The following is a 21,145-nucleotide window of genomic DNA, read 5'->3' as shown; positions in this document are numbered from 1 at the left end:
TCACCCTGTTCTATAATGTTCCGGTTACCATCGGGGTCAAGCCAGCTCTCACGAAACACGGCCGGGCGGAATCTCATGTTTGTGATTCTCACCGCAGCACGTCTTCGCGAGCATCGAACGAATGGAACGCCACTCAAACGCCCCGGTGGGGAGAACCCAGGCCACGTTTTCGCCTGTCAACATGAATCGTTTAGCCAAATTTCTTCCCCTCGAGAACGTCGTCATCGGACTATCGGTCACCAGCAAGAAACGCGTGTTCGAGCAAGCGGGCCTGATCTTCGAGAACCAGAACGGCATCGCCCGCAGTACCGTCACAGACAATCTTTTTGCGCGAGAACGTCTCGGCTCGACAGGGCTTGGCGAAGGCGTCGCGATTCCGCATGGGCGGATCAAGGGCCTCAAGCAGCCGCTCGCCGCATTCGTCCGCCTCGCGGAACCCATCCCCTTCGAAGCACCAGACGGTCAGCCGGTTTCGCTGCTGATCTTCCTGCTCGTGCCCGAACAGGCCACCCAGCAGCACCTCGAAATCCTCTCCGAGATCGCCCAGTTGCTGTCCGATCGCGAGGCCCGTGAGCGTCTGCACACCGAAGAAGACCGCGAATCGTTGCATCGCCTGCTCACTCAGTGGCAACCTTGATGCGCCGGCGGCGTTAATTCGCACGCACGCAGGCAAGGCCCGGCAAGCGGCTCACACTGGAGTCACTGACTCATGGATACGTCCAGCATCAACGCCCAGAGCATTTTCGACGACAACGCCGCCATGCTGAAGCTTAGCTGGCTGACCGGGCATGAAGGCTGGGAGCGCGGCTTTTCTTCGGAGTCGGTCGCCAATGCCACGTCGAGCGCCGACCTCGTCGGCCACCTGAACCTGATCCACCCGAACCGGATCCAGGTGCTGGGCGACGCCGAAATCGACTACTACAAACGCCAGACCGACGAAGACCGCTCGCGCCACATGGCCGAGCTGATCGCGCTGGAGCCGCCGTTCCTCGTCGTCGCGGGCGGCGTCGCCGCGCCGCCGGAACTGGTGCTGCGCTGCACGCGCTCGTCCACGCCGCTGTTTACGACGCCGACGTCGGCGGCCGCGGTAATCGACAGCCTGCGTCTTTACATGTCGCGCATTCTCGCGCCGCGCGCGACGCTGCACGGCGTGTTTCTCGACATCCTCGGCATGGGCGTGCTGCTCACCGGCGACTCGGGTCTCGGCAAGAGCGAGCTCGGGCTCGAACTGATCAGCCGCGGCCACGGCCTCGTCGCCGACGACGCGGTCGATTTCGTGCGCCTCGGCCCCGACTTCGTCGAAGGACGCTGCCCGCCGCTGCTGCAGAACCTGCTCGAAGTGCGCGGCCTCGGTCTGCTCGACATCAAGACGATTTTCGGCGAAACGGCGGTGCGCCGCAAAATGAAGCTGAAGCTGATCGTGCAGCTGGTGCGCCGTCCCGACGGCGAATTCCAGCGGCTGCCGCTGGAGAGCCAGACCGTCGACGTGCTCGGCCTGCCGATCAGCAAGGTCACGATCCAGGTGGCCGCGGGCCGCAACCTCGCGGTGCTGGTCGAAGCGGCCGTACGCAACACGATCCTGCAACTGCGCGGCATCGATACGCTGCGCGATTTCATGGATCGGCAACGTCTCGCGATGCAGGATCCCGATAGCCAGTTTCCCGGCAAACTGATCTGAGCCGGTAGCGCCATGAAGCGTCCGCGGCGGAAGGCAGGCCGCGGGTACACGCATGGAGGCCAGATGCTATGATGAAATGTACGGTTTCGACGACTCCATGCGCATAATTCTGATCACCGGTATATCTGGCTCCGGCAAGTCGGTTGCCCTGAACGCGCTTGAAGACGCGGGCTATTACTGCGTCGACAATTTGCCGCCGCGTTTTCTGCCGCAACTCGCCACCTATCTCGCCGAGGACGGCCAGGATCGTCTCGCGGTCGCGATCGACGCGCGCTCCGGTTCGTCGCTCGACGAAATGCCCGCGATGATCCGCGACCTGAAACGCTCGCACGACGTGCGCGTGCTGTTTCTGAGCGCAAGCACGCAGTCACTGATTCAACGCTTCTCCGAAACGCGCCGCCGCCATCCGCTGTCCGGCTCTCCCGCGCACGACGCGGACGTCGGCCTGCTCACATCGCTTGCCGAAGCGATCGAGCGCGAGCGCGAACTGGTCGCCGGGATGGCCGAATTCGGCCATCAGATCGACACCAGCAATCTGCGCGCGAACGTACTGCGCGCGTGGGTCAAGCGCTTCATCGAGCAGGAGGCCGCGGGGCTCGTGCTGATGTTCGAGTCGTTCGGCTTCAAACGCGGCGTGCCGCTCGACGCGGATTTCGTCTTCGACGTACGCACGCTGCCCAACCCGTACTACGATCATGAATTGAGGCCGCTGACCGGTCTCGACAAACCGGTGATGGATTTTCTCGATGCGCAGCCGGTCGTCCATGAAATGATCGACGACATCGAGAAATATCTCGCCAGGTGGCTGCCGCATTTTCGCGACGACAATCGCAGCTACCTGACCGTCGCAATTGGTTGCACGGGCGGCCAGCACCGCTCGGTATTCATCGCGGAGACGCTTGCCGCGCGTCTCGCAGCATCGGCGAATGTGATTGTGCGGCACCGCGATGCGCCGGTCGACATCGGCGAATCATCGAAGCTGATGGCTTAACCGGCCGCATCGCGCGGCCTTAACCCGAAGCGTTGCGCCATGCCCTCTACTGCTACTGTGTACGCCGATTTGCCGCTGTTTCCGCTGCATACGGTGCTATTTCCCGATGGCTTGCTGCCACTGAAGATCTTCGAAGCGCGCTACCTCGACATGGCGCGCGACTGTCTGCGAGAAAAGACCCCGTTCGGTGTGTGCATGCTGAAAAGCGGCGCGGAAGTGGCGCGTGAGGAAGAGCCGCCGGTGCCCGAAGCGATCGGCTGTCTCGCCGAAATCGACGAATGCGATGTCGAAGCGTTCGGCATGCTGCTGATTCGCGCCCGCGGCACGAAGCGTTTTCGTCTGCTGTCGCATCGCGTCGAAGCGAGCGGTCTGCTGGTCGGCATGGCGGAGCCGCTCGCCGACGACCTGCCGCTCGAAGGCAACGAACTGCTGGCCAAATTCGGAGCCTGCGCGGAAGTGCTCGAGCGGATCATCGCGACGATCCGCGAGCGCGATCCGGACAGTTTGCCGTTTGCGGAGCCGTTCAGGCTCGACGACCCGTCGTGGGTGTCGAACCGTCTGGCCGAAGTGCTGCCGATCGCGTTGCGCGCACGCCAGAAACTGATGGAATTGACCGATGCCGGCGCGCGCATCGACGTGGTGCATCACTACATGCAGCAGCATCAGTTGCTGTGAAGGCGGTGGCGCGCGCGTCGCCTTCGTCTCGTCCGCTTCGTTAGATCAACGAACCCCGCAGCCTGTCCAGCAGCTTGCGCACCGGCGCCGGCACACCGAACGAATCGAGATCGCCCGGCGCGACCCAGGCGATGTCCGCATCGTTGAGCGCCGCCAATGCGCCGGCGCCGCGGTCGAGTTCCGCGAGCCGCGGCTCGATATCGAGCTTGAAATGCGTGAACACGTGCGAAAACGGCGCAAGCGGCGAGATCGCGCCATCGCTGCCGAAAGCGCGCGCACGTTCGGCGAGCGACGCTTCGTCGGCGGCTTCGGGCAGACTCCACAGACCGCCCCAGATGCCCGAGGGCGGACGCCGCTCGAGCATCACCGCATCGCCGTCACGCAGCACCAGCATCCAGGTGCGGCGCGTCGGCACCGCTTTCTTCGGCCGCGCGGTAGGCAATTCGCGCTGACGTCCGGTAACGTTGGCGACGCAGTCGACGGCGAACGGGCAACGCACGCAGTCCGGCTTGCCGCGCACGCACAGCGTCGCGCCGAGATCCATCAGCCCCTGGGTGTACGCGCTCACCTCGTCGTTCGATGCATTCGACGGCAGCAGCGATTCCGCGAGCGTCCACATCGCGTTCTCGACTTTCCTCTCGCCCGGAAACCCTTCGACGCCGAACACGCGCGCGAGCACGCGCTTCACGTTGCCGTCGAGAATCGTCGCGCGCGCGCCGAATGCGAACGACGCGATCGCCGCGGCCGTCGAACGGCCGATGCCCGGCAGTTCCGCGAGCTCATCGACCGAGGCCGGAAACGCGCCGCCATGCTGCTCGACGACGACCTGCGCGCAGCGATGCAGATTGCGCGCGCGGGTGTAATAACCGAGGCCGGCCCACAGCGCCATCATGTCGTCGGACGGCGCGGCGGCGAGCGCGGCGACATCCGGAAAACGCGCGAGAAATTTTGCGTAGTACGGAATCACCGTCGACACCTGGGTCTGCTGCAGCATGATTTCCGACAGCCAGATGCGGTATGGATCGCGCGTGTTCTGCCACGGCAGATCGTGTCGGCCATGCCGGCGCTGCCAGGCGACGAGGCGCGCGAAAAAATCGGGCATCGCGGCAAATGCGGGCGTGGCGCTGGACGCGGCGGAGCGTGAGTTCGGGCGCGAACCTGTAGAGGGAGTCAGGCGGGAAGGCATCGAAAATCTAGCGCTGGCAGGTGGGACAGAAGTACGTGGAGCGCTGCCCCTGCACGATCTGTCTGATTGGTGTTCCACACACGCGGCATGGCAGACCCGCGCGATCATAGACGAAATAGTCGAGCTGGAAGTAACCGCTTTCGCCGTCGCTGCCGACGAAATCGCGCAGCGTGCTGCCGCCCTTTTCGATCGCGGCGGCGAGCGTCACGCGCACGGCGTCGGCGAGCAGTTCATAGCGCACGAGCGACACGCGGCCCGCTGCGGTGGTCGGCCGGATGCCCGCGCGAAACAGACTCTCCGACGCGTAAATATTGCCCACCCCGACCACGATCTCACCCGCCAGCAGCGCCTGCTTGACCGACACTTTGCGCCCGCGCGTCAACCGATGCATCAACGCGCCGGAGAACGCCGGCGAGAAAGGCTCGACGCCTAGCCCCGCGAGCAGTGGATGGCCGAGGATGTCGCCGGCCTCGCGCGGATGCCACAAGACGGCACCGAAACGCCGCGGGTCGCGGTAGCGCAGAATGAAGTCGTCGAAAATCCAGTCGACGTGGTCGTGCTTCGCCGCGGCCGGCGGATGCGGCACATGGCGCAGTACCCGCAGCGTGCCGGTCATGCCGAGGTGCACGATGAACCAGCCCGCGTCGATTTCGAACAGCAGATATTTGCCGCGCCGCGCCACTTTGCGCACTACATGACCGTGCAAGGTTTTCGCAAGGTCGGCCGGAATCGGCCAGCGCAACGCCGCCGTACGCACGTCGACGCGCTCGACCTTGCGCCCGGACACATATGGTTCGATCCCTCGTCGGGTAACCTCGACTTCTGGCAACTCTGGCATTTCTGATTGGTCTGCTACTTGCGTGAGTGGTTGTGCGCGTATTGTAGCGAGCGCGTTACAATCGACTGAAACATTGAACGGATTTCCATGAACGTGTCCTTCGTGAAGTTGCTTTCAAGGCGCCGCGCGCGCGTGTCCAACGCGCCGCACGCCATGTCCGCTCGCCGTATGCTCGGCGCGGCCGCGCTCGCATTGTGGGCGCTGGCGGCCGTGCCCGCGCATGCGCAGGACCCCTCGCCGGATTCGGACGACACGTCGGTCACATTGCCGGATCCGTTGGGTCCGGCTACGGCTGAAGACGAGAAGTCGCTGCCGGGCGTGCCGCTGTCGAGCCAGATCGTCTTTCAGGTGCTCGCCGCCGAAATCGCGTTGCAACGCGACCAGCCGGCGCCCGCCTATCAAACTTACCTCGCGCTTGCACGCGATACGCACGACCCGCGCATGGCGCAGCGCGCCACTGAAATCGCGCTGGCCGCGCAAAGCCCGACGGACGCACTCACCGCCGCGCAATTGTGGCAGCAGTACGCGCCGAACTCGGAGCGCGCCGCGCAGCTCGACGCATCGCTGCTCGTGCTGTCGGGCAAGCCCGACGACGCCGCGCCGATCCTGTCGCGCGAACTCGCGAAGGTCCCCGATGAAAATCGCGGCAGCGCGGTCCTCGCGCTGCAACTGCTGCTCTCGCGCGGCCCGAACCGGATCGGCGGTCTGCATGTATTGCAAGATCTGTTGAAGAACGACATGAACCGGCCGGAAGCGCAACTGGCCATCGCGCGCCAGCAGTTTCTCGCCGACGACGCCCCGGGCGCGCGCAAGTCGCTCGAGCAGGCGCTGACGCTGAAGCCCGACTATCTGCCGGCCGCGCTGATGCTGTCGCAGATGGGTCCGGAAGAGCGCAAGGAAGGCATCGCGTCGCTCGAAAAATACGTGCAGCAGAATCCGAAGTCGCATGACGCGCGGCTCGCGCTCGCGCAGATGTATCTCGCAAGCGACCGTCTCGACGACGCGCAGAAGCAGTTCGAGATCATGCGCCAGGCGAACCCGAACGACCTGACGCCGCTGATGGCGCTCGCGCTGATCAAGATCCAGCAGAAGAATTTCGCCGATGCGCAAACGTACCTGATGCAGTACGCGCAGCAGGCTGAAAAAACACCCGGCGCCGACGCGGGGCAGGCATACATCTATCTCGCGCAGCTATCGCTCGAACAGAAGAACGAAGCGGCGGCGAGCGACTGGCTGAACAGGATTTCGCCGACGAGCCAGCAATACATACCCGCGCAGATCACGCGCGCGCAACTGCTCGCGAAGCAGGGCAAGACTGAAGACGCGCGCAAGCTGCTCGCCAATCTGCAGACCTCCGATCCGCGCGACATGGCGCTGGTCGCGCGCACCGACGCCGCGATCCTGTTCGACGCGAAGCGCTATCCGGAGGCGGAGGAGCGCCTGCAGCAAGCCACGGCGAACTTCCCGGACGACCCCGACCTCACCTACGACTACGCGATGGCCGCCGAAAAAACCGGCCATTACGACATCATGGAAGCGCAGTTGCGCAAGCTGATTCAGACGCAGCCGGACAATCCGCAGGCCTATAACGCGCTCGGCTATTCGCTCGCCGATCGCAATCAGCGCCTGCCCGAAGCGGACAAGCTGGTCGAGAAGGCGTCGGCGCTCGCGCCGAACGACGCGTTCATCATGGACAGCGTGGGTTGGGTCAAATACCGGATGGGCGACACGGCCGATGCGATCAAGCTGCTGCGCAAGGCGTACAGCATCCAGCCGAACGCCGAAATCGGCGCGCATCTTGGCGAAGTGCTGTGGAAGGCCGGCGAGCAGGACCAGGCGCGCGCCGCGTTCCGCGACGCGCGCAAGCTCGAACCGGACAACGACACCCTCGTCAAAACGCTGCAACGTCTTCAGGTAAACGATCTTTGATGCGTCTTTCCCGTTTGATTTCCTTTTCCCGGGCGCCGCGCGGCATGGCGCTCGGCTTCGCGGCGGCAGCGGTTGTCGCACTGGCCGGCTGTGCTTCGGTGAAACCGCAGGGACCGTCCACGTCGAAGGCCGCAACCGAGGTGACCGCGCAGACGAGCCGCTCCTATCAGGGCCGTTTCGCGGTCCAGTACAACGACCAGAACGGCCAGCAGCGCAACGCTTACGGCAACTTCTCGTGGCAGGAAACCGGCGACACGGTCACGCTGCAACTGCGCAATCCGCTTGGCCAGACGCTCGCGATCGTCACGTCGTCGCCAGCCTCGGCCACACTCGAACTGCCGAACCATCCACCGCTCACCGCGGATAACGTCTCCACATTGATGCAGAATGCACTCGGTTTCACGCTGCCGGTCGAAGGGCTGCGCTACTGGCTGCAGCCTTCGCCCGCGCCGACATCCCGCGCGAAGACCGAGAAGGATCCGGAGCAGCCGTCGCGTCTGAAACAGATCACTCAGGACGGCTGGACGATCGACTATCTCGCGTATGCCGATGCGCCGGCCACCGGCGTGAAGCGTGTCAACCTGACCCGCTCGGAGCCACCGCTCGACATCAAGCTCGTGCTGGATCAGTGAGCCGCTTTTGCCACGGCTTGCGCCCTGGCTTCGGCTCATGCGACTCTCACGCAATCCAGTTGTCCGCTTTGTTGCTCGTTTGGCACCGCCTTGGCGCATGTAGCCTTCACTCATGATCGAAACAACCGATTCGCTGCGCGATTGCCTCGCGCCAGCGAAACTCAATCTCTTTCTGCACATCACCGGCCGCCGGCCGGATGGTTATCACACGCTGCAAACGGTCTTCCAGTTGCTCGACTGGGGCGACGCACTGCACTTCACGCGACGTGAAGACGGCCTTATCGCGCGTCGCACCGAAATCGCCGCTGTGCCGCCGGAGCACGACCTCACCGTGCGCGCCGCGACATTGCTGAAGACACATACGGGTTCGCGCGAGGGTGTCGATATCGAAATCGACAAGCGCCTGCCGATGGGCGCGGGCCTTGGCGGCGGCAGCTCCGACGCGGCGACGACGCTGCTTGCACTGAACCGCCTGTGGAAGCTCGATCTGCCGCGCCAGGAACTGCAGGATCTTGCGTTGAAGCTCGGTGCAGACGTGCCCTTTTTTGTCTTTGGAAAAAATGCATTTGCGGAGGGTGTCGGAGAGACTTTAGAAGTTGTACAATTGCCGCCGCGTCACTTCCTGGTAGTAACGCCGAGGGTGCAGGTTCCAACTGCAGCGATTTTTTCCGAAGAAGCGTTGACAAGAGATTCAAAGCCCCTCACAATTACGGACTTTCCTGCAGAATTTAGCTGCAATACTGACTGGCCAGAAAGCTTCGGCCGGAACGACATGCAACAGGTTGTCACAGGAAAGTACACGGAAGTAGCGCAAGTGCTGCGGTGGTTTGAAAACATCGCACCAGCGCGGATGTCTGGATCAGGTGCAAGTGTTTTTGCAGCGTTCCGTAGCAAAGCTGAAGCAGAGGCGGCGCAAGCCAGATTGCCAGGTGAATGGGACAGTGCGGTAGCCGCAGGTCTGGATCAGCATCCACTCTTTGCTTTCGCGTCATAAGTTTTGCATCGTCGAACGAAACTCCACGTTCGGCGGAGCTCAAAGTTAGTGTAGGGGAGTCGCCAAGCTGGTTAAGGCACCGGATTTTGATTCCGGCATGCAAAGGTTCGAATCCTTTCTCCCCTGCCAAAAATTCTCGTAGCTCGCATTTCTCCCTCGCCCCCAGCCTGAAGTAGGTGCACGATGAGCAGCCATGACGGCCTGATGGTTTTTACTGGCAACGCAAATCCGGCGCTTGCACAGGAAGTCGTCAAAAATCTCGGTATTCCCCTCGGCAAAGCAATGGTCAGCCGTTTCTCGGACGGCGAAATCCAGGTCGAGATTCAGGAAAACGTGCGCGGCAAGGATGTCTTCGTCCTGCAATCCACATGTGCACCGACGAACGACAATCTGATGGAACTGATGATCATGGTCGATGCGCTCAAGCGCGCATCCGCTGGCCGGATCACCGCAGCTATCCCCTACTTCGGTTACGCCCGTCAGGATCGTCGTCCGCGTTCGGCGCGCGTCGCCATCTCGGCGAAGGTCGTGGCGAACATGCTGGAAATCGCCGGCGTCGAGCGGATGATCACGATGGATCTGCACGCCGACCAGATTCAAGGCTTCTTCGACATTCCGGTCGACAACATCTACGCAACGCCCGTGCTGCTCGGTGATCTGCGCAAGCAGAACTACGAAAACCTGCTGGTCGTTTCGCCGGACGTCGGCGGCGTGGTGCGCGCCCGTGCATTGGCGAAGCAGCTCAATTGCGATCTCGCGATCATCGACAAGCGTCGCCCGAAGGCGAATGTTGCCGAAGTGATGAACATCATCGGTGAAGTCGAAGGCCGCACCTGCGTGATCATGGACGACATGGTCGACACCGCCGGCACGCTGTGCAAGGCCGCGCAGGTTCTGAAGGAACGCGGTGCAAAACAGGTGTTCGCATACGCAACTCACCCGGTTCTGTCGGGCGGCGCAGGCGAGCGTATCGCCGCTTCGGCCCTCGACGAACTCGTGGTCACGGACACGATCCCGCTCGGCGAAGAAGCCCGCTCGTGCGCGAAGATCCGTTCGCTGACGAGCTCCGGCCTGCTCGCCGAAACGTTCTCGCGCATTCGCCGCGGCGATTCGGTGATGTCGCTGTTCGCTGAAAGTTAAGCATTTGCGAAGACGCCGCGTACCGCTTCATGCGACACACGGCGTTTTTGCACAATCGGCATGAACGGACGAAGGTTCGTGTCGTCATCCCGGGCCTCAGCCATTCTGGTTTCGAGGCCCTGTTTTTACTGCCTGGTCGCGGGCAGTGCATTGGAGATTCAACATGAAAGTCATCGCTTTCGAGCGTTCCCAGCAAGGTACGGGTGCGAGCCGCCGCCTGCGTAACTCGGGCAAGACCCCGGGTATCGTTTATGGCGCTGGTGCTGACACGCAACTGATCGAACTCGATCACAACGCCCTGTGGCACGCGCTGAAGAAGGAAGTTTTCCACTCGTCGATTCTCGACCTGGAAGTGGGTGGCAAGTCGCAACAGGTTCTGCTGCGCGACGTGCAATACCACCCGTTCCGTCAGCTCGTGCTGCACGTGGACTTCCAGCGCGTCGATGCGTCGAAGAAGCTGCACACCAAGGTGCCGCTGCACTTCATGAACCAGGAAACCAACCCGGCAGTGAAGCTGTCGAGCGCGGTGATCTCGCACGTCCTCAATGAACTGGAAATCGAGTGCCTGCCGTCGGCACTGCCGGAGTTCATTGAAGTCGACCTCGCGAAGATCGAAGCAGGTCAATCGGTTCACGCCAAGGACATCGCACTGCCGGCAGGTGTTTCGCTCGTCGCTCACGTCGATGCGGAAAACCCGGTGGTCGCTGCTGCAACGATCCCGGCTGGCGCAATCGCTGAAGACGCCGCTGCTGCTGAAGGCGGCGAAACGCCGGCTGCCTGAGAGCCTTCCGGTTCCGAGCAAGCAATCCTCTCGATCCGTTTCCAATGAAACGGTCGATGTGACCCGCCGAGGTTCGCCCTGGCGGGTTTTTTTTTCGGCTTATTCGGTCCGGCCGCGTTTCACTGCCGGGCCAGATGGATCCACGCAATCATGATCAAGCTGATCGTCGGGCTCGGCAATCCGGGCGCCGAATACACCGCGACGCGCCACAACGCCGGTTTCTGGCTCATCGATCAACTCGCACGCGAGGCAGGCACGACGCTGCGCGACGAGCGGCGCTTCCACGGCTTCTACGCGAAGGCGCGACTGCACGGCGAGGAAGTGCATCTGCTCGAGCCGCAAACGTATATGAACCGCTCGGGGCAGTCGGTCGTCGCGCTTGCGCAGTTCTTCAAGATCCTTCCCGATGAAATCCTCGTTGCGCACGACGAGCTCGATATGCCCCCCGGCAGTGTCAAGCTGAAGCTCGGCGGCGGCAGCGGCGGGCATAATGGACTGAAGGACATCACCGCGCATCTGTCGTCGCAGCAATACTGGCGACTGCGGATCGGCATCGGCCATCCACGCGACCTGATTCCCGAAAGCGCGCGCGCCGGTGCGAAGCCGGACGTCGCCAACTACGTGCTGAAACCGCCGCGCCGCGAAGAACAGGACGTGATCGACGCGTCGATCGAGCGTGCGCTCGCGGTGATGCCGCAGGTCATCAAGGGCGAGCTGGAGCGCGCGACGATGCAACTGCATCGCAACAACAACTGAGCTGAACTGGGCCGCGCCGGCGGCAACCGCTTCGCAGCACATCCATCGACACGACAACCGACCTCGCCAGGAGATTCGCTTGAGCCGCTACTGGAGTGACATCGTTCACCGTCTGACGCCGTATGTGCCGGGCGAGCAACCCGCGCTCGCGCATCCGGTGAAACTGAACACCAACGAGAATCCGTACCCGCCGTCGCCGCGCGTGCTCGAGGCGATCCGGCGCGAGCTCGGCGATACGGCCGAAGCGTTGCGCCGCTATCCCGATCCGGGCGCGCGCAAGCTGCGCGAAACGGTGGCCGCCTATTACGGCATCCACGCCGACCAGATATTCGCGGGCAACGGCTCGGACGAAGTGCTCGCGCTCACGTTCCAGGCGTTGCTCAAGCATGACAAGCCGCTGCTGTTTCCGGACATCACGTACAGCTTCTATCCGACCTACGCGAAACTCTTCGAAGTCGAATATCAAACCATCGCGCTCGACGACAGCTTCGCGATCAATGTCGACGATTACGCGGTGCCCAACGGCGGCATCCTGTTTCCGAACCCGAACGCGCCGACCGGCCGTCCGCTGCCGCTCGCGGAAATCGAGCGCCTCGTCGCGAGCCAACCCGATTCTGTCGTGGTCATCGACGAAGCCTACGTCGATTTCGGCGCCGAGTCGGCGCTTGCGCTGATCGACCGCTATCCGAACCTGCTCGTCGTGCAGACGGTTTCGAAGTCCCGTTCGCTGGCCGGCATGCGGGTCGGCTTCGCGTTCGGCAATCCCGTGCTGATCGACGCGCTGAACCGCGTGAAGGACAGCTTCAACTCCTATCCGCTCGACCGGCTCGCGCAAGCGGCCGCCACTGCCGCGTATGAAGACGACGCGTGGTTCCGCGAATGCTGCGCGAAGGTGATTGCGAGCCGCGAACGGCTCGCGGCGGAACTGACCGCGCTCGGCTTCGAAGTGGTGCCATCGGCCGCGAATCTGTTGTTCGCGCGCCATGAGGGTTACGACGCGGCAACGCTTGCGTTGCGGCTCCGGGAAAAAGAAATTTTCGTGCGCCACTTCAACGCGCCGCGCATCGACCAGCATCTGCGGATTTCAGTCGGCTCCGATGCCGAGTGCGACATCCTGCTGGACACGCTGCGCGGTATTTTCAGCGCTTACGTCGGATAACAACGCGCCGCGGCAAAAACAAAAAACGGCGAAGGCCCATAGGCCTTCGCCGTTTTCTTTTACACCCCGCCCCTCGAACCTCAGGCGTCCTTCGCGGCCTGCAGCACGTGATACTTCGCCATCAAGCCTTCGCGCGTTTCCGGATGGTTCGGGTCGCGTGGAATACACTCCACCGGACACACCTGAATGCACTGCGGTTCGTCGAAATGACCAACGCACTCGGTGCATTTCTTCGGGTCGATCACATAGATTTCCGGGCCCATCGAAATCGCGTCGTTCGGGCACTCGGGCTCGCAGACGTCGCAATTGATGCACTCGTCGGTAATCATCAAGGCCATGCTTTTCTCACTTCGTACCGGCGCAGCCGGTTTTGATCCGTAAAACCGACAGTTTACGCCGGTTAGGGCTACGTCGCCTGAGCGCCGCCTTGCGGATCCATCGAAGCGACCTTCTCCTTCAGCCATTTTTCGACCGACGGGAACACGAACTTGCTGACGTCGCCGCCCAGTTGCGCGATCTCGCGCACGATCGTGCCCGAGATGAACTGGTACTGGTCGGACGGCGTCATGAACATCGTCTCGACGTCGGGCAGCAGATAGCGGTTCATGCCTGCCATCTGGAACTCATATTCGAAGTCCGACACCGCGCGCAGGCCCCGCACGATCACCCGCGCGTTATTGGTCCGCACGAAGTCCTTCAGGAGCCCCTGGAAACTCATCACCTGAACGTTCGGATAGTGCCCGAGCACCTCATGCGCGATGGCGAGGCGCTCCTTAAGCGTAAAAAACGGCTTCTTGGCTCGGCTATCGGCCACGCCTACCACCAGCGTGTCGAAAATGCTCGACGCGCGCCGAACGAGGTCTTCGTGACCGCGCGTCAGCGGGTCGAACGTGCCCGGGTACACGGCGACTACCATGAGACTTCTCCTCTCTTCAGAAAAAAGGGCACATCATCGCGTCCACGCGACGCATTTGGCATCTGCCGCGGGTGACGATAAACCGCCCGGCCCTTTTTTGGAACGCGCATTATTCCTTATTTTCGCGCTGCAGCAAATGAAAGTGGACAGCCCCCGCCTTGCCCTGCCGCACGATGTCCCAGCGGGCGAGCGGCGCGTAGCTGCCCGGTTCGAGCGCGTCGCCCGCCTCCACGTATAGAAAGCCGCCGGCGGCGACGAGCGGCGCGGCCACCGCCAGCGCCTTGCCGAGCAGATCGGCGTCGAACGGCGGATCGAGGAACACGACGTCGAACGAACCAGGCGCAAGATTCGCAGCAAGCCGCAGGCCGTCCGCTTCGACGATTTCGATCATGCGCGCCGACAGACGCTGCTGGTTTGCGCGCAACTGGCCGGCCGCCCGCGCATTGCGCTCCACCATCAGCACGCGCGCGGCGCCGCGCGACGCGGCCTCGAAGCCAAGCGCGCCGCTGCCGGCGAACAGGTCGAGGCAATGCTGGCCGTCCAGACGCTGGCCCAGCCAGTTGAACAGCGTTTCGCGCACCCGGTCGGGCGTGGGGCGCAGGCCGTCCAGATCGAGCACGGGCAGCGGCGTGCGTTTCCAGTCGCCGCCGATGATGCGGATGGCATGCGGCTTGCCGCCTTTGGACGAAGCGCCAGCGGCGCGTGAAGGTGCTAAACGAGGCATGCAGTTTCGTGCAGTTTCGGCTAAGTGATTGATGAAGATGCCCGCCACGCCAGTGCGCGCGGGTCGGAGCGCCAACGTTACCACACAGGGGGCGCCCGTCCAGCCTGGCCGAACGGCCGATACGACGCGCCGCGGCACGCCTGATAAAATGTGCGGCTGCCAGCGCCTTGCGTTTTCACATCGCGGCGCTGCCCTCCTTCGCTGGTCCCGTGCCGGCTGCGCGCATCGGCGCGCTCTCCAATACGCCAGATCATGTTCAGCTTTTTCAAACGATTCAAGGGTTCGAAAGAGTCCGATACCGCCGCAGACGAATCGCAGGCGGAGCAAGACGGCGCGACGCCCGAGGCCGCGCCTGAAGCGCCCGAAGCGCCTGCCGCACCCGCGGCGGCGGCGGCTCCGCCAGCGGCCGCGTCCGTCGTCGAACCCGGGCCCGAGCCGGAAGAAGCCGCGCTCGAAACCGTCGAAATCGTCCCCCCACCCCTGCAGGATGCGGGCGCGAAGCGCTCGTGGCTCACGCGCCTGAGGAGCGGCCTGTCCAAAACGAGTTCGAATCTGACCGGCATTTTCGTCGGCACGAAGATCGACGAGGACCTGTACGAAGAACTCGAAACCGCGCTGCTGATGTCGGACGCCGGCGTCGAAGCCACCGAATTCCTGCTCGAATCGCTGCGCGAAAAAGTGCGCGGCGAGCGCCTGACGGACCCGCAGCAGGTCAAGACGGCTCTGCGCTCGTTGCTCGTCGGGCTGCTCAAGCCGCTCGAAAAATCGCTGATGCTCGGCCGTGCGCAGCCGCTCGTAATGATGATCGCCGGCGTCAACGGCGCGGGCAAAACCACCAGTATCGGCAAGCTCGCCAAGCATCTGCAGAGCTTCGATCAGTCGGTGCTGCTCGCCGCCGGCGACACGTTCCGCGCCGCCGCGCGCGAACAGCTCGCTGTCTGGGGCCAGCGCAACAACGTGACCGTGGTCGCGCAGGAAAGCGGCGACCCGGCGGCGGTAATCTTCGACGCGGTCGGCGCCGCGCGCGCCCGCAAGATCGACGTGATGATGGCCGATACGGCCGGGCGTCTGCCGACCCAATTGCATCTGATGGAAGAACTGCGCAAGGTGAAGCGCGTGATCGGCAAGGCGCAGGACGGCGCGCCGCACGAGGTGCTGCTCGTGATCGACGCGAACACTGGCCAGAACGCGCTCACGCAGGTCAAGGCGTTCGACGACGCGCTCGGCCTCACCGGCCTGATCGTCACCAAGCTCGACGGCACCGCGAAGGGCGGCATTCTTGCCGCGATCGCGCGTCAGCGGCCGATTCCGGTGTATTTCATCGGCGTCGGCGAAAAAGTCGAGGATCTGCAGCCGTTCAGCGCGGAAGAGTTTTCGGACGCGCTGCTGGGCGGGTAATCGCACCATTGCGCCGCGAGCGAGGCTTGGCAGGCGGCCGCGGCTAGAATCAAACGAAGAGGGCACTCCGCGGAGTGCCCTTCTTCATTTCAAGCCCAGCCGCGACTTCGGAAAACTACGGCGCCGGCCTCACTCGGCATCCGGCTGCACACCCGGCGCCGCGCGCGCAAACGCATCGATCTGCATCGCGTGATCGTAGATGCGCTGGATCGTCGGGAACTTCGTCGTATCGACCTTGAAGCGCTGCGCGTTGAACACCTGCGGAATCAGACACGCATCGGCGAGCGTCGGCGTGTCGCCGAAGCACAGCTTGCCGGTACGCGCATCACCCGCGAGGTGGGTTTCCAGCGTCGAGAAACCCGCATCGATCCAATGCCGGTACCACGCATCCTTCGCGTCGTCGTCGACGCACAGCGTGTGCTTCAGGTATCTGAGCACGCGCAGATTATTCAGCGGATGAATCTCGCACGCGACCTGCAACGCAACCGATCGCACATACGCGCGATCGGCCGGCGTCGTCGGCAATAGCGGCGGCTCGGGGTGCGTCTCCTCGAGATACTCGATGATCGCAAGCGACTGCGGCAACACGCTGTTGCCGTCGACGAGCGTCGGCACGATGCCGTCCGGGTTGACCTTGCGATATTCGGGCTTCAACTGCTCGCCGCCTTCGCGCACGAGGTGCACGGGCACGTAGTCGTACGGCAGACTCTTCACGTTCAGCGCGATGCGCACGCGATACGAGGCCGAACTACGGAAATAGCTGTAGAGCTTCATGGTGTCTGCCTCCTCCTGGCTGCCCGCAAACCGTCAGACGACGCGCACGCTGAACTCGCCGAGTCCGTCCACGCCGCCCTTCATCAGATCGCCCTGGACGACCGCGCCGACGCCTTCCGGCGTGCCGGTGAAAATCAGATCGCCCGGTTGCAGTTCGAACAGCGTCGACAGATAGGCCACGGTCTCGGCCACCGACCAGATCAGTTGCGACACGTCCGAGCGCTGCCTGTCCTCGCCGTTGACCGACAGCCAGATCGCGCCCTTGCCGATATGGCCGACCTTCGACGCGGGATGGATCGGGCCGAGCGGAGCGGAATGATCGAAGCCCTTCGCGGTGTCCCACGGGCGCCCCAGCTTCTTCGCTTCACCCTGCAAATCGCGGCGCGTCATGTCGAGACCGAGCGCGTAGCCGTATACGTGATCGAGTGCGCTGTCGGCGGAAATGTTCTTGCCGCCCTTGCCGATTGCCGCGACCATTTCCATTTCGAAATGGACGTTCTTCGTCTGCGACGGATACGGGAATTCGCCAATCGCGCCGGGCGCGACGTACACCACCGCATCGGCCGGCTTCGTGAAGAAGAATGGCGGCTCGCGATCCGGGTCATGCCCCATCTCGCGCGCGTGCGCTTCGTAGTTGCGTCCCACGCAGTAGATGCGCCGCACCGCGAACTGCTCGCTCGACCCCACGACCGGCACCGCGACCTGTGGCGCGGGTGCAAATACGTAACTCATCCCGTTCTCCGTTTTCCGTTTCCGATTGGCGCCGCGGACGCGGCGAGAAAACATCGAGTGTAACGCGCGGCACCGCGTGGTGCGCGGCAGGCGGGCAGCCATGCGCGCCGCCACGTTCCCTCTCGCCCGCCCGCCATAGATGCGATACTCACACCAGACAGCCTCTCCTGAATGACGCGGCACGCGGCTCCAATGCGGGCCGCCGCGCCGCCCGCCCCCTTGCGCCCGATGACCGACTCCACCGACACCGCTACCGTCTCGCCCTTCCCCTGCGCCCGTTTCATCAAGGAAATCGGCCGCGGTCCGAACGGCGCCCGCGCGCTGACCGCCGACGACACCCGCGCGCTCTACGCCGCGATGCTCGACGGCCGCGTCGACGATCTCGAACTCGGCGCGGTGCTGCTCGCTTATCGCGTGAAAGGTGAAACCGCCGACGAGCTCGCCGCGATGCTGGCCGCCGCGCATGCGTCGTTCGAGCCGGTGCAGTTGCCGCACGGCGCGTACCGGCCTGTCTCGATTCCGTCGTACAACGGCGCGCGCAAGCAGCCGAACCTCGTGCCGCTGCTCGCGCTGCTGCTCGCGCGCGAAGGCGTGCCGGTGCTCGTGCATGGCGTCACGGAAGATCCCGGCCGCGTGACGAGCGCGGAAATCTTCACGCATCTGCGGATTGCGCATGCGCAATCGCATGCGCAAATCGAAGACGGCCTCGCCGAGCGCCGTGTCGCGTTCGCGCCGATCGACGTGCTCGCGCCGAAACTCGCGCGCCTGCTCGCGCTGCGCCGGCGCATGGGCGTGCGCAATTCGACACACACGCTAGTGAAGATCCTGCAGCCGTTCGCGCCCCCAGGGCTGCGCCTCGTGAACTACACGCATCCGCCGTATCGCGACAGTCTCACGCAACTGTTCAACTCGCATCCGGACGCGGCGGCAGGCGGCGCGCTGCTCGCGCGCGGCACCGAAGGCGAGGCGGTGGCCGATACGCGGCGCCAGGTACAGGTCGACTGGCTGCACGACGGCGTGTGCGAAACGCGGCTGCCGCACGAGCGCTCGTCGCCCGAGGCACCCGAAGTCGAGCTGCCCGAAGCACGCGACGCGGCGACCACCGCCGCATGGATCGACGCCGTGCTGCGCGGCGAAGCGCCGGTGCCGGGCGCGATCGAGCGGCAGGTCGAGCTGATCGTCGATATCGCGAAAACGCCGGTCTGACGCGTTCGCGTTTTTTTATACTCTAACGACAGCGGTCTCGATTTTGCGGATCGTGCGGGCGACGTGGCGGTGCAGATTGCGCGTGCGGCTCCCTGGGCGAACGCCACCGGTAAAAACCGCACGGCCGGGCGGCACGAAGAATCCGGCGCATGCGTCGCCACCTGAATGGCGGACTCGAGCTTGAACTCACTCGAGCGCGCAGCGTGTCGCCTGCCAGGCGATCAGCCGCCACTGTCCGTCTTCCTGCGTATGAATCGCCGTATAGGCAATCGGAAACAGCAGCGCGCCGTTGTTCGCTTCCATCTCGATCAGCGCCCGGCCGGTGACGATGTAGGTTTCGCGCCCGGCCGGCAGCACGTCCTGCGACTGCACCTCGATCTGCCGATAACGGCGGCGCCCCGCGGTAATCCCGTCGATGAACTGCCGCTTCGTTTCGCGCTTGCCGTTCGTATGAACGTAGCTCACGTTGTCCGCGAGCAGCGTGTCGAGCGACTGCCCGTCGCCTTCGACCATCGCGCGAAAACGCTCCCGCTCGAGCCCGCGAATCGCTTCGATCATCTTTGCCGCCATTGCAGAGCCCCTCGCACACCGTGGGCCGAAGGCGGCCACGGTCAGAAGTTATATTGCAAATATAGCTCGCTGAAATTTATACCAGGATTGGGCTCTTTGATACCGCCATTGGAGACATGCTGAAAGCGGTAGCCCGCAAGGTACTGCTGATGATCGCCGAACTGCAGCCCGACGCCCGCCATCTCGGCAAACTGGAACGCGGTGCTGAGCGTGAGGTCGGTAGAAATACGGGGACTCGTCAGAAGCCGGACGCCGGCGCCCACCTCGGCGAACGGCCGCACCGAGCCGGACGACTTGATGAAACGGATCACCGGCGTCACGCCGATCTCGCCGATGTCGTCGTGAACGTTCCCTTCATTGGTGTGCCACCACGCTACGTGCGCCTCGCCGATCAGCGCGAAATGCCAGTCGCCGATCGGCCACCAGGTCCAGTTCGGATCCCACGCAAGGCCCAGATCGAGCTTCTTGATGTGATGGTCGCCGACGCCGGCCGCCACCTGGACGCCGAACTGGTCCGCCGAGGCCGCTCCCGCCGCCCCTAATAGCAGGGCAGCCAGCACGGTTTTTAGAGTAAGTCCACGCAAAACAGAATTCTTGTTGTTCATCTAGCACCCGCTGTCACGAGTATTTAACGATGCGTAACTGTCTGCTTATTCTAAAGAGAAACTTAAGACGGTGGATCGTATTAATAATGCGTCAAATCCGCAATTACTCACTTCAAAATCGGAAAAAATCAATCATTTATAAGAACCAATCCGAGCGCATCGGTAACTCCTACGCGTCCCGCGCGCCGGCAAAATACCGCGTATGATGGCTATTGAAACCCAAAATTCAATAGATTTAATGGGAACCTCGATGCCCCTACAGCCTCTAAGTATTAGCACTCGGCAGATCAGAGTGCTAACATCCATCGCTGGAGTCGTTTACTGAATACGCTATTGTCTGATTCCAAAGGAGTTTCATACGTGAGCCATGCAATGACCCTTCCGAGTACTTTGAGCCCGTCGTCGGCTAAGGCCGCTCCGGCAGGTGCACTGGCGCTCTCGCATTCCTCGCTGCTGCCCGGCCAGCTGGGCAACATCGACGCCTACATCCAGGCCGTCAACCGGATCCCGATGCTGACGCCGGCGGAAGAACGCCAGTTCGCCACCGAATTTCGCGAACACGACAATCTGGAGGCCGCGCGCCGCCTCGTGCTGTCGCACCTGCGGCTCGTCGTGTCGATCGCACGCAACTATCTCGGTTATGGGCTGCCGCACGCCGACCTGATCCAGGAAGGCAACATCGGTCTGATGAAGGCCGTCAAGCGCTTCGACCCCGAGCAGAACGTGCGCCTCGTGTCGTACGCGATGCACTGGATCAAGGCCGAGATCCACGAATACATCCTGCGCAACTGGCGGATGGTCAAGGTCGCGACCACCAAGGCGCAGCGCAAGCTGTTCTTCAACCTGCGCAGCCATAAGCAGGGCCTGGGCGCATTCACGCCGGACGAGATCGATGGTCTCGCGAAGGAACTGAACGTGAAGCGCGAAGAGGTCGCGGAAATGGAAACGCGCCTGTCGGGCGGCGACATCGCGCTGGAAGGCCAGATCGAGGACGGTGAAGAGTCGTACGCGCCGATTGCCTACCTGGCTGACTCGCACAGTGAGCCGACCGCCGTGCTGGCTTCGCGTCAGCGCGACAAGCTGCAAGGCGACGGCATCGCCAGTGCGCTCGATGCACTCGACTCGCGCAGCCGCCGCATCATCGAGGCTCGCTGGCTGAAGGTGGCCGACGACGGCTCGGGCGGCTCGACGCTGCACGAGCTGGCCGACGAATTCGGGGTGTCGGCCGAACGCATCCGGCAGATCGAAGCGAGCGCAATGAAGAAGATGCGCGGCGCACTGGCCGAATACGCGTAAAGCCTGCAAGCCGCCGTGGGCGTATCGAGCGTCGAGCGTCCCGGCATAGCGGGCACACCATTCGGCGCCTACGTTGCCAGCCGGTAGTCGTCCTTAACCCCCTGACACAAGCCCCGCCCTCGCAAGACGGCGGGGCTTTTTTGCATTCATTTTTGACATTTTCGT

23 protein-coding genes and 1 tRNA gene are annotated in these 21,145 nt (G+C 63.4%); 15 read left to right on the top strand and 9 right to left on the bottom strand.

Annotated elements, in window-relative coordinates; translation table 11 throughout:
• The first annotated feature begins 121 nt into the window (after positions 1-121).
• From QM685_RS27960 to QM685_RS27945, 4 genes are all read left to right on the top strand, one after another.
• Positions 122-637 carry a PTS sugar transporter subunit IIA gene (locus QM685_RS27960; RefSeq protein WP_415121547.1) on the top strand — a complete coding sequence of 172 codons (516 nt, stop codon included), beginning with the start codon at positions 122-124 and terminating at the stop codon, positions 635-637.
• Between the two features lie 72 nt (positions 638-709).
• On the top strand, positions 710-1,678 hold the full coding sequence (gene hprK, locus QM685_RS27955) for an HPr(Ser) kinase/phosphatase (RefSeq protein ID WP_008921706.1): 969 nt from the start codon (positions 710-712) through the stop codon (positions 1,676-1,678).
• A gap of 97 nt (positions 1,679-1,775) precedes the next feature.
• Positions 1,776-2,669 carry an RNase adapter RapZ gene (gene rapZ / locus QM685_RS27950; protein WP_415121544.1) on the top strand — a complete coding sequence of 298 codons (894 nt, stop codon included), beginning with the start codon at positions 1,776-1,778 and terminating at the stop codon, positions 2,667-2,669.
• 39 nt (positions 2,670-2,708) lie between these two features.
• On the top strand, positions 2,709-3,344 hold the full coding sequence (locus QM685_RS27945) for an LON peptidase substrate-binding domain-containing protein (RefSeq protein WP_415121543.1): 636 nt from the start codon (positions 2,709-2,711) through the stop codon (positions 3,342-3,344).
• A 40-nt stretch (positions 3,345-3,384) separates the two neighbouring features.
• On the opposite strand, the gene mutY is transcribed toward QM685_RS27945, so the two are convergent.
• Both mutY and mutM read right to left on the bottom strand, forming a co-directional pair.
• Positions 3,385-4,446, bottom strand: a complete 1,062-nt coding sequence (gene mutY / locus QM685_RS27940; protein WP_415121541.1) for an A/G-specific adenine glycosylase — start codon at positions 4,444-4,446, stop codon at positions 3,385-3,387.
• Positions 4,447-4,537: 91 nt separating this feature from the next.
• Positions 4,538-5,368, bottom strand: coding sequence for a bifunctional DNA-formamidopyrimidine glycosylase/DNA-(apurinic or apyrimidinic site) lyase (gene mutM, locus QM685_RS27935; RefSeq protein WP_415121539.1), 831 nt, complete (start codon positions 5,366-5,368; stop codon positions 4,538-4,540).
• 87 nt (positions 5,369-5,455) lie between these two features.
• On the opposite strand from mutM, the gene QM685_RS27930 reads away from it, so the two are divergent.
• The 8 genes from QM685_RS27930 to hisC all read left to right on the top strand — a co-directional run bounded on the left by QM685_RS27930 (position 5,456) and on the right by hisC (position 12,759).
• The gene (locus tag QM685_RS27930; RefSeq protein ID WP_415121537.1) at positions 5,456-7,297 is read left to right on the top strand and encodes a tetratricopeptide repeat protein; all 1,842 of its coding nucleotides are present in this window, start codon (positions 5,456-5,458) and stop codon (positions 7,295-7,297) included.
• Positions 7,297-7,929, top strand: coding sequence for a lipoprotein insertase outer membrane protein LolB (gene lolB, locus QM685_RS27925; RefSeq protein ID WP_415121535.1), 633 nt, complete (start codon positions 7,297-7,299; stop codon positions 7,927-7,929). The genes QM685_RS27930 and lolB overlap by 1 nt, the downstream gene beginning before the upstream one ends.
• A gap of 112 nt (positions 7,930-8,041) precedes the next feature.
• Positions 8,042-8,923, top strand: a complete 882-nt coding sequence (ispE, locus tag QM685_RS27920) for a 4-(cytidine 5'-diphospho)-2-C-methyl-D-erythritol kinase (RefSeq protein ID WP_415121533.1) — start codon at positions 8,042-8,044, stop codon at positions 8,921-8,923.
• Positions 8,924-8,975: 52 nt separating this feature from the next.
• Positions 8,976-9,052 (top strand) — tRNA-Gln (locus QM685_RS27915).
• 54 nt (positions 9,053-9,106) lie between these two features.
• Positions 9,107-10,063, top strand: coding sequence for a ribose-phosphate pyrophosphokinase (locus tag QM685_RS27910; RefSeq protein ID WP_415121531.1), 957 nt, complete (start codon positions 9,107-9,109; stop codon positions 10,061-10,063).
• Positions 10,064-10,226: 163 nt separating this feature from the next.
• A complete protein-coding gene (locus QM685_RS27905) occupies positions 10,227-10,844 on the top strand; it encodes a 50S ribosomal protein L25/general stress protein Ctc (RefSeq protein ID WP_415121529.1) in 618 nt (205 codons plus the stop codon).
• 150 nt (positions 10,845-10,994) lie between these two features.
• Positions 10,995-11,600: an aminoacyl-tRNA hydrolase gene (gene pth / locus QM685_RS27900; protein ID WP_415121527.1), complete on the top strand. Its 606-nt coding sequence runs from the start codon at positions 10,995-10,997 to the stop codon at positions 11,598-11,600.
• Between the two features lie 79 nt (positions 11,601-11,679).
• Positions 11,680-12,759: a histidinol-phosphate transaminase gene (hisC, locus tag QM685_RS27895; RefSeq protein ID WP_415121525.1), complete on the top strand. Its 1,080-nt coding sequence runs from the start codon at positions 11,680-11,682 to the stop codon at positions 12,757-12,759.
• Positions 12,760-12,839: 80 nt separating this feature from the next.
• On the opposite strand, the gene QM685_RS27890 is transcribed toward hisC, so the two are convergent.
• From QM685_RS27890 to rsmD, 3 genes are all read right to left on the bottom strand, one after another.
• Positions 12,840-13,097: a YfhL family 4Fe-4S dicluster ferredoxin gene (locus QM685_RS27890; RefSeq protein WP_415121523.1), complete on the bottom strand. Its 258-nt coding sequence runs from the start codon at positions 13,095-13,097 to the stop codon at positions 12,840-12,842.
• A gap of 68 nt (positions 13,098-13,165) precedes the next feature.
• A complete protein-coding gene (coaD, locus tag QM685_RS27885) occupies positions 13,166-13,675 on the bottom strand; it encodes a pantetheine-phosphate adenylyltransferase (protein ID WP_415121521.1) in 510 nt (169 codons plus the stop codon).
• Positions 13,676-13,784: 109 nt separating this feature from the next.
• Entirely contained in the window at positions 13,785-14,399 is a 615-nt protein-coding gene (rsmD, locus tag QM685_RS27880) for a 16S rRNA (guanine(966)-N(2))-methyltransferase RsmD (protein WP_415121519.1), read from the bottom strand.
• Positions 14,400-14,651: 252 nt separating this feature from the next.
• Between rsmD and ftsY the strand changes: the two genes are divergently transcribed.
• Positions 14,652-15,797 (top strand): signal recognition particle-docking protein FtsY, encoded by a 1,146-nt coding sequence (ftsY, locus tag QM685_RS27875; RefSeq protein ID WP_415121517.1) that lies wholly within the window; start codon positions 14,652-14,654, stop codon positions 15,795-15,797.
• 129 nt (positions 15,798-15,926) lie between these two features.
• Here ftsY and maiA read toward each other — a convergent pair whose 3' ends face one another.
• Both maiA and QM685_RS27865 read right to left on the bottom strand, forming a co-directional pair.
• Positions 15,927-16,571: a maleylacetoacetate isomerase gene (gene maiA, locus QM685_RS27870; protein WP_415121515.1), complete on the bottom strand. Its 645-nt coding sequence runs from the start codon at positions 16,569-16,571 to the stop codon at positions 15,927-15,929.
• Positions 16,572-16,604: 33 nt separating this feature from the next.
• On the bottom strand, positions 16,605-17,303 hold the full coding sequence (locus tag QM685_RS27865; protein WP_415121513.1) for a fumarylacetoacetate hydrolase family protein: 699 nt from the start codon (positions 17,301-17,303) through the stop codon (positions 16,605-16,607).
• A gap of 228 nt (positions 17,304-17,531) precedes the next feature.
• On the opposite strand from QM685_RS27865, the gene ybiB reads away from it, so the two are divergent.
• A complete protein-coding gene (ybiB, locus tag QM685_RS27860; RefSeq protein ID WP_415121511.1) occupies positions 17,532-18,509 on the top strand; it encodes a DNA-binding protein YbiB in 978 nt (325 codons plus the stop codon).
• Positions 18,510-18,695: 186 nt separating this feature from the next.
• Here the strand turns inward: ybiB and QM685_RS27855 are convergent, their stop codons facing one another.
• Positions 18,696-19,079: a nuclear transport factor 2 family protein gene (locus tag QM685_RS27855; RefSeq protein WP_415121509.1), complete on the bottom strand. Its 384-nt coding sequence runs from the start codon at positions 19,077-19,079 to the stop codon at positions 18,696-18,698.
• A gap of 41 nt (positions 19,080-19,120) precedes the next feature.
• Positions 19,121-19,684: an acyloxyacyl hydrolase gene (locus QM685_RS27850; protein WP_415121507.1), complete on the bottom strand. Its 564-nt coding sequence runs from the start codon at positions 19,682-19,684 to the stop codon at positions 19,121-19,123.
• A gap of 360 nt (positions 19,685-20,044) precedes the next feature.
• On the opposite strand from QM685_RS27850, the gene rpoH reads away from it, so the two are divergent.
• The gene (gene rpoH, locus QM685_RS27845) at positions 20,045-20,980 is read left to right on the top strand and encodes an RNA polymerase sigma factor RpoH (RefSeq protein WP_415121505.1); all 936 of its coding nucleotides are present in this window, start codon (positions 20,045-20,047) and stop codon (positions 20,978-20,980) included.
• Positions 20,981-21,145: the final 165 nt, after the last annotated feature.

It is taken from the genome of Paraburkholderia sp., assembly GCF_047605525.1.
Classification (GTDB): domain Bacteria; phylum Pseudomonadota; class Gammaproteobacteria; order Burkholderiales; family Burkholderiaceae; genus Paraburkholderia.
Note: the sequence above shows the minus strand (reverse complement) of the source record. Positions and strands in the feature narration are given on the sequence as shown.